The 7,964-nt window shown below is 66.1% G+C and carries 6 protein-coding genes and 1 pseudogene; all 7 read left to right on the forward strand.

Annotation, left to right across the window (positions count from 1 at the left end):
• Positions 1-791 (forward strand): amino acid permease (locus tag QOD90_RS22165; RefSeq protein ID WP_526353095.1); only part of this gene is annotated, 791 nt, incomplete at its 5' end.
• Positions 784-2,382 (forward strand): GMC family oxidoreductase, encoded by a 1,599-nt coding sequence (locus QOD90_RS22170; RefSeq protein WP_526353097.1) that lies wholly within the window; start codon positions 784-786, stop codon positions 2,380-2,382. The genes QOD90_RS22165 and QOD90_RS22170, both read left to right, overlap by 8 nt.
• 35 nt (positions 2,383-2,417) lie before the next feature.
• Positions 2,418-4,199: a putative nucleotidyltransferase substrate binding domain-containing protein gene (locus QOD90_RS22175; RefSeq protein WP_526353103.1), complete on the forward strand. Its 1,782-nt coding sequence runs from the start codon at positions 2,418-2,420 to the stop codon at positions 4,197-4,199.
• Positions 4,200-4,210: 11 nt separating this feature from the next.
• The gene (locus QOD90_RS22180) at positions 4,211-5,047 is read left to right on the forward strand and encodes an IclR family transcriptional regulator (RefSeq protein ID WP_526353099.1); all 837 of its coding nucleotides are present in this window, start codon (positions 4,211-4,213) and stop codon (positions 5,045-5,047) included.
• Between the two features lie 39 nt (positions 5,048-5,086).
• The gene (gene lysS, locus QOD90_RS22185; RefSeq protein WP_526353101.1) at positions 5,087-6,595 is read left to right on the forward strand and encodes a lysine--tRNA ligase; all 1,509 of its coding nucleotides are present in this window, start codon (positions 5,087-5,089) and stop codon (positions 6,593-6,595) included.
• A 108-nt stretch (positions 6,596-6,703) separates the two neighbouring features.
• Positions 6,704-7,045, forward strand: coding sequence for a histone-like nucleoid-structuring protein Lsr2 (lsr2, locus tag QOD90_RS22190; protein ID WP_293242176.1), 342 nt, complete (start codon positions 6,704-6,706; stop codon positions 7,043-7,045).
• A 266-nt stretch (positions 7,046-7,311) separates the two neighbouring features.
• A pseudogene (gene clpC1, locus QOD90_RS22195) lies at positions 7,312-7,964 on the forward strand (ATP-dependent protease ATP-binding subunit ClpC); the annotation flags it as partial.

Here is a 7,964-nt window from a genome sequence, read left to right on the forward strand (position 1 = left end):
TGGGCGAGGAGACCGTCGAGCCGCGGCGAACCGCACCGAAGGCCATCTTCCGTGCCATCCTCGCGTCCTTCGTGATCGGCGGTGGGATCCTGGTGTTCGCGGTGATGGCCGCGCCCAACCTGGAGGATCCGGCACTCGGCGAGAGCACTGGCGGCCTGCAGTACATCGTCGAGCAGGTGATGTGGGGCCCGCTGGGCACGATCTTCCTGATCTGCATCGTCATCGCGGTTACGGTGTGCACCCTCGCGGTGCACACGGCCGCCATTCGGCTCACCTTCGCCATGGCACGCGATAATGCACTTCCCTTTGGCGAGAAGCTGGCTCGCGTACATCCCAAGACTCAGACCCCCATCATTCCCGCGATCCTCATCGGCGTCCTTGCCGTGCTGATCCTGGTGATCAACGTGGGACAAGCCAAGATCTTCACGGTCCTGACGTCGATCGCGATCATCATGATCTACCTTGCCTATCTGATGGTCACCGGCCCGATGCTCAAGAAGCGCTTCCAAGGCCAATGGCCGCCAAAGGATCTCGCTGACGGCGGCTACTTCACGATGGGCAAGTGGGGCATGCCGGTGAACATCCTTGCGGTGGTCTGGGGTGTCGGGATGGCGCTCAACCTGGCCTGGCCGCGGGTCGCGGTCTATGGCGAGGGCTGGTACTACCAGTGGGGTGCCTTCATCTACATCGGCGTGATCCTCGGTTCCGGGCTGCTGTGGTACGGCGTCAAGGGCCGCCATCACATCGGCACGTTGGAATCGCACGCGGCAGTCGCGAAAACAGATGTCTGACAACGTTTTCTCCACCCAGGTCTTCGATTACGTGATCGCGGGCGGGGGGACGGCCGGCTGCGTGCTGGCCGCCCGCCTGTCCGAAGACCCCGACGTGACGGTGTGCCTGGTCGAGGCGGGGCCGTCGGACGTCGGCGACCCCAACATCCTCCCGCTGTCCGAATGGATGCACCTGCTCGACTCCGGGTACGACTGGGACTACCCGGTCGAACCGCAGGAGAAGGGCAACAGCTTCATGCGGCATGCCCGCGCGAAGGTGCTTGGAGGCTGTTCGTCGCACAATTCGTGCATCGCATTCTGGCCGCCCGGCGAGTGTCTCGACGAGTGGGTCGGGATGGGTGCCACCGGGTGGAGTGCCGCCGAGATCCTGCCGCTCGTCCGGCGGTTGGAGACCAACGACGCGCCGGGGGAGCACGGGCACGACGGCCCGGTGCGACTGCAGGACGTGCCACCGAACGACCCCTGTGGCGTGGCGGTCCTCGAGGCGGCGGCGTTGGCTGGGCTGCCGACCGTCGCGTTCAACCGTGGCGAGACGGTGCGCAACGGCGCCGGGTGGTTTCAGATCAACGTGGGGGAGGACGGCACCCGTATGTCGACCTCGCATGCGTACCTGCATCCAATCCTGGACTCTCGCAAGAACCTCGAGGTCCGCACCAACTGCTGGGTCTCGGAGATCCTCTTCGACGACGCGAACGGTGATTCCTCCCGTCGCTCCGCTCGCCCCACTGCTACCGGTGTGCGCTACCAGCGGCCGGATCTCACGGGATACGACACCGTCTCGGCACGCCGCGAGGTCATCGTCACCGCCGGGTCCATCGACACCCCGAAGCTGTTGATGCTCTCCGGAATCGGGCCCGCCGAACACCTCAGGGAGATCGGCATACCGGTCCGCGTCGATTCGCCAGGGGTCGGTTCCAACCTCGACGATCACGTCGAGGGCCTGGTCTTCTGGGAAGCCGCCAAGCCGATGGTGACCACCTCGACGCAGTGGTGGGAGATCGGTCTCTTCACATGCGTTGACGAGGGCTCTGCGCAGCCCGACTTGATGATGCACTACGGCAGCGTGCCCTTCGACATGAACACCTTGCGGCGCGGCTATCCGACCACCGACAACGGATTCTGCTTGACGCCCAACGTGACTCAGGGCCGATCGCGGGGGACGGTTCGATTGCGAAGCCTGGACTTCCGCGACCGGCCGAAGGTCGACCCGCGGTACTTCACCGATCCCGATGGGTACGACGAGCGGATCATGCTCACGGGTATTCGCCTGGCCCGCAAGATCGCTGAGCAGGCGCCGCTGAAGGGCTGGGTGGCGCGCGAACTGGCGCCGGGGCCTGAGGCGACCACCGACGACGAACTGCTCGACTACGTCCACGAGACCCACAACACCGTCTACCACCCGGCAGCCACTGCCCGGATGGGCGCGGTGAACGATCCGATGGCGGTCCTCGACCCGGAGTTGCGAGTCAAGGGCGTGTCCCGGTTGCGGGTGGTCGACGCTTCGGCGATGCCCAAGCTGCCCGCGGTGAATCCCAACATCACCGTGATGACCATGGCCGAGAAGTGTGCGGACCTGATTCGGGGGACCTGACCGAGTTCCTCGGCGAGCACACGCCGTTCCAGGCGATGTCCCCCGAGGAGCTCGCCGACCTCGTCGCCGGCTCGTCCTTGGTCCCGTTCGCCACCGATGCGGTGATCGCCGACTATGCGGTGCACGTGCCCGACGACGTCTGGATGGTGCGCACGGGTCACGTGACGCTGCAGGCCGCCGACGGATCGGCGATCGACACGATCGAACCCGGCGGCATCTTCGGGTACACGCCGCTGCTCACCGGCGGCGGCATGGAGTTCGTCGCGCGTGCCACCGAGCCGAGCACCCTGATCCGATTGCCTGGGGCGCAGGTGCGAGCACAGTTCGCCAAGCCCGCCGGTCTGGCGTTCCTCGCATCGTCGGCGTGGAGCACCACGCCGGGCAACCGGCCCGCGCTGGTCCCCGTCGCCGACAGCAGGCCGGTCGGCGAACTGGTGCATGGTGAGGTGCTGCTGGTGGCACCGGACGTCTCGGTGCGCGACGCCGTCGTGCAGATGACCGAACACCATGTCTCCTATGCCCTGATCTCATTGCCGGACGGCGAATACGGCATCTTCACCGACCGCGACCTGCGGACCCGCGTCGTCGCTGCCGGACTCTCGGTGGACGTGCCGATCGTCCGGGCGATGAGCGCGCCCGCGCGCCGGGTCACCGCCGATCTGACGGCCGAGACCGTGCTGATGCAGATGCTCGAGAGCGGCCTTCGGCACATGCCGGTGACGTCGGCGCGCGGCGAGGTGATCGGTGTCCTCGAAGACGCGGACCTGCTGGCTGCCTCGGCTCGGCAGAGTTTCATGCTGCGTCGTTCCATCGGACTGGCCGCCGACGCCGTGGAACTGCAGGCCGCCGCGCAGCGCGTCACGCACATCGCGAGCGAGCTGTTCCGCAGCGGCACGAAGGCATCCGCGACGAGCGGCATTCTCTCCATCGTGATCGACAGCGTGGTCCGGCGGGCACTCGAACTGGCGCTCGCCGAAGCGCCCGCCGATGGGGAGACCCCGACGTCGGGGTTCGCGTGGCTCACCCTCGGTAGCATCGCCCGCCGCGAGGCCATGCCCTCATCCGACGTGGACAGCGCGCTGTCGTGGCGCGACGAGCTGTCCCCGGCAAGCGGACGGCTGCGAGCGATCGCCCGGCGCACGCATGAAATCCTCGACGGCTCCGGATTGCCGTCGGACAGCAACGGCGCCATCGCGGCCAGTCCGAATTTCGCACGTTCTGCGAGTGATTGGGGCAAGGCGGCCAAGGGTTGGCTCGACGATCCGCTCGTCGACAAGGGATTGATCCTGTCCTCGCTGCTGCTGGACGGGCGAGTGGTCTGGGGCGACGCCGCATTGCACACCGTCCCTGCGGCGTACCGCAGAATGCGCGCCGAACACCCGAACGCGTTGCGGCTGCAACTGCTCGACGCGCTCTCCGGACGGGTGCGCGCCCGATCCCTTCGCGACGTGCTCTCTCGACGCGGCGGCACGTTCGACCTGAAGAGCCACGCCGTCACCCCGATCGTGAACCTCGCCCGTTGGGGCGGTCTCGCCGGAGACGTCGCGTCGGCGTCGACCCCGGCGCGACTCTCGGCGGCGGCGGCCAGCGGTGCGCTCACCGAGCGCGACGCGGCCACCCTCGGCGAGGTGTTCGGCATGTTGCAGCGCCTGCGGATGACCCATCAGGTCGAGCAACTGTCGGTCGGTCACAGCCCCGGTGACGTCATCACGATGTCGGAACTGTCGCCCCTGAACCGGAGCCTGCTCAACGACGGACTGCGCGAGATCGCCGCCGTTCAGCGACGTGTCGGCAACTTCGGGATCCCAGCCGTATAGGGTCGATTCCAATGCCAAGGGGAGAGAACGCGGAAGGCACCCGGTCCGCCACCGTGCAGTCGGTGGACCGCGCGCTCCTGGTGATGGAGATCCTCGCGGCGCTCGGCCAGGCTGGCGTGACCGAGATTGCCGCCGAGCTCGGCGTCCACAAATCGACTGTGTCCCGGATCATTTCGGTGTTGGAGGCCAGGGGCTACGTCGAACAGATCTCCGATCGGGGCAAGTACCGCCTTGGCTTCGCGATCGCCAGGTTGGCGCGCTCCACCAGCGCTCAACTCGATCTGGTGAAGCAGAGCCAGGCCGCGTGCGACGCGTTGGCGCTGGAGTCCGGTGAGACCACCAACCTGGCGGTGCTCGACGGTGATCGGATCGTCAACATCGCCGAGGCCATCGGCGCCGCGGGCATCGCCCTGCGCACGTGGGTCGGACAGAGTTGCCCGGCCCACGCGACGTCCAGTGGCAAGGTACTGCTGGCTGCGCTCAGCGACGCCGAGGTACGCGAGCGCGTTGGCACCGCGCTCGAGTCCTTCACCGACGACACGGTCACGACGTGGACGGCGCTGGCGGCCGAACTCGACGTCGTGCGGGACCGCGGCTGGGCCAGCGTCCGGGAGGAGCTGGAAGTCGGACTCAACGCCGTCGCCGTGCCCGTGTACGACGCCGATGCCCAGGTCGTCGCCGCGCTGAGCGTGTCAGGGCCGTCCTACCGGCTTGGTGAGGACGAGTTCGACGCCACCGCGAAACGCGCCATCGCGGCGGCCGAGACCATCAGCAGGCGCCTCGGTTGGATCGCGATCTCGGCGCGGTCGTCCGCGGTCAGCGCGGATCAGCGCGCCGAAATCCTCTAAGAGGGGGTGCCGGCACGGGTTCATTTAAGCTGGCACGTCGTGAGCTCTGCAGATATCCCCGAGGCCGATCTACCCGAGCAGTTCCGGATCCGTCAGGCGAAGCGCGAGCGACTGCTCGCCGAGGGCCGGGACCCCTATCCGGTCGAGGTGGCCCGCACCCACACCCTGGCCGAACTCCGCACGCAGTATGCCGACCTCGAGGTCGACACCAAGAGCGGGCAGATCGTCGGCATCGCGGGCCGCGTGGTCTTCGCCAGGAACTCCGGAAAGCTCTGCTTCGCAACGCTGCAGGAGGGCGACGGCACCCAACTCCAGGCGATGGTCAGTCTGGACGGTGTGGGCCAGGTCTCACTTGATGCGTGGAAGGCCGACGTCGATCTCGGTGACATCGTGTTCCTCCACGGCGAGGTGATCAGCTCTCGGCGCGGCGAATTGTCTGTGCTTGCCGATTCTTGGCAAATAATCTCGAAGGCGCTGCGGCCCCTTCCCGTCGCGCACAAGGAGCTCAGCGAAGAGTCGCGGGTGCGGCAGCGCTACGTAGATCTGATCGTGCGTCCGGAGGCGCGCACCATTGCCCGCCAACGGATTGCAGTCGTTCGCGCGGTGCGTTCGGCGTACGAGCGACGCGGATTTCTCGAAGTCGAAACACCGATGCTGCAGACCCTCGCGGGCGGCGCCGCGGCGCGCCCATTCGTCACGCACTCCAATGCCCTCGACGCCGACCTCTTCCTCCGTATCGCACCGGAGTTGTTCCTGAAGCGATGCTTGGTCGGCGGTTTCGAGAAGGTGTTCGAGTTGAATCGGAACTTTCGAAACGAAGGTGCGGATTCAACGCATTCACCCGAATTCGCGATGCTGGAGACTTATCAGGCGTATGGCACATATGACGATTCCGCCGTCGTGACGCGCGAGGTTATTCAAGAGGTGGCCGACGAGGCGATTGGCACCCGAAACGTGCCACTGCCCGATGGTTCGACCTACGACCTCGACGGCGAATGGGCGACGGTCGAAATGTATCCGTCGCTCTCCGAAGCCCTCGGTGAAGACATCACCCCCGAGACGAGCGTCGATCACCTCTGGTCCATTGCCGACGCCCGCGGTGTCGAGATCCCCCGCGATCGCGGCTTCGGGCACGGCAAGCTCGTGGAGGAGCTCTGGGAGGACGCGGTCGGAGTCAACCTTTGGGCGCCGACCTTCGTGCGCGACTTTCCCGTGGAGACATCCCCACTGACACGTGACCACCGCAGCATTTCCGGCGTCACCGAGAAGTGGGATCTCTACATCCGACACTTCGAATTGGCGACCGGCTATACCGAACTGATCGACCCCGTCGTGCAGAGGGAGCGGTTCGAGGCGCAGGCCAGGGCAGCCGCCGCGGGTGACGACGAAGCGATGGTTCTCGACGAGGATTTTCTCGCCGCATTGGAGTACGGGATGCCGCCGACGACGGGCACCGGAATGGGTATCGATCGCTTGTTGATGGCTTTGACGGGACTGACGATTAGGGAGACCGTTTTGTTCCCGATTGTGCGCAGGCAAGGCGGCTGAGGGCGTTTCATACTTTTGTGTTGAATTGCCAACGTTATTATGCAAGCATTGGCTCGGGTTTCAAGCGAAGTATGACTACGCGCCCGGCAGAAGAGGCAGTGTGAGCCAATGGCGAAGAAAGTGACCGTCACGTTAGTCGATGATTTCGACGGTGAGGGCTCTGCCGACGAGACCGTCGAATTCTCACTCGACGGCGTGAGCTATGAGATCGACCTTTCGTCGAAGAATGCCACGAAGCTGCGGGGCGACCTCAAGCAATGGGTTGAGGCAGGTCGTCGCGTCGGTGGCCGACGCCGCGGTCGCTCGGCAGGCTCCGGGCGCGGCCGCGCGTCGATCGACCGTGAGCAAAGTGCTGCCATCCGGGAGTGGGCACGCCGCAACGGGCACAGTGTTTCCACCCGTGGACGCATTCCCGCCGACGTCATCGACGCATTCCACGCGGCAACGTAGGCGCGGGTAGCCAGCTCGGGGCGCTTCGGGCCCGAGCGGCGAGGCGCTTTCGCTAGGGGCGAACCGTTTCGACCCGATCGACGGAAACGATCGGGTTCGGTTGCGCGTTGCACCCATGCAGCTCGGGAACGGTCACCGTGTCGACTTCACTGTGAGAGGACAAGCGGGGCACCCCGAGCCGCCGCCCACTACAGTGGACGTCAAGTGCAGAGCACGGCTCGCCGTGCAGCAGAGCTGCGCTATCTACGGAGGGCAGGTAACCACCGATGTTCGAACGCTTCACGGATCGCGCACGGCGCGTCGTCGTCCTGGCTCAAGAAGAAGCCCGGATGCTGAACCACAACTACATCGGCACCGAGCACATCCTCCTTGGCCTCATTCACGAAGGTGAAGGCGTCGCGGCTAAGTCGCTCGAATCTCTCGGCATTTCGCTGGAGGGTGTCCGCAGTCAGGTCGAGGAGATCATCGGCCAGGGCCAGCAGGCCCCGTCCGGCCACATCCCCTTCACCCCGCGCGCCAAGAAGGTCCTCGAGCTGAGCCTGCGAGAGGCACTGCAACTCGGCCACAACTACATCGGTACCGAGCACATTCTGCTCGGCCTGATCCGTGAAGGCGAGGGCGTCGCCGCCCAAGTGCTGGTCAAGTTGGGCGCTGAGCTGACGCGGGTGCGCCAGCAGGTGATTCAGCTGCTCAGCGGCTACCAGGGCAAGGAGACCGCCGAGACCGGCACGGGCGGGCGCGGCGGCGAGGCGGGCAACCCGTCGACGTCGCTGGTGCTCGACCAGTTCGGCCGCAACCTGACCGCAGCCGCGATGGAGGGCAAGCTCGACCCCGTCATCGGCCGCGAGAAGGAAATCGAGCGGGTCATGCAGGTGCTGAGCCGCCGCACCAAGAACAACCCGGTGCTGATCGGCGAGCC

It is taken from the genome of Mycobacterium sp. (assembly GCF_032161845.1).
Taxonomy (GTDB): domain Bacteria; phylum Actinomycetota; class Actinomycetes; order Mycobacteriales; family Mycobacteriaceae; genus Mycobacterium.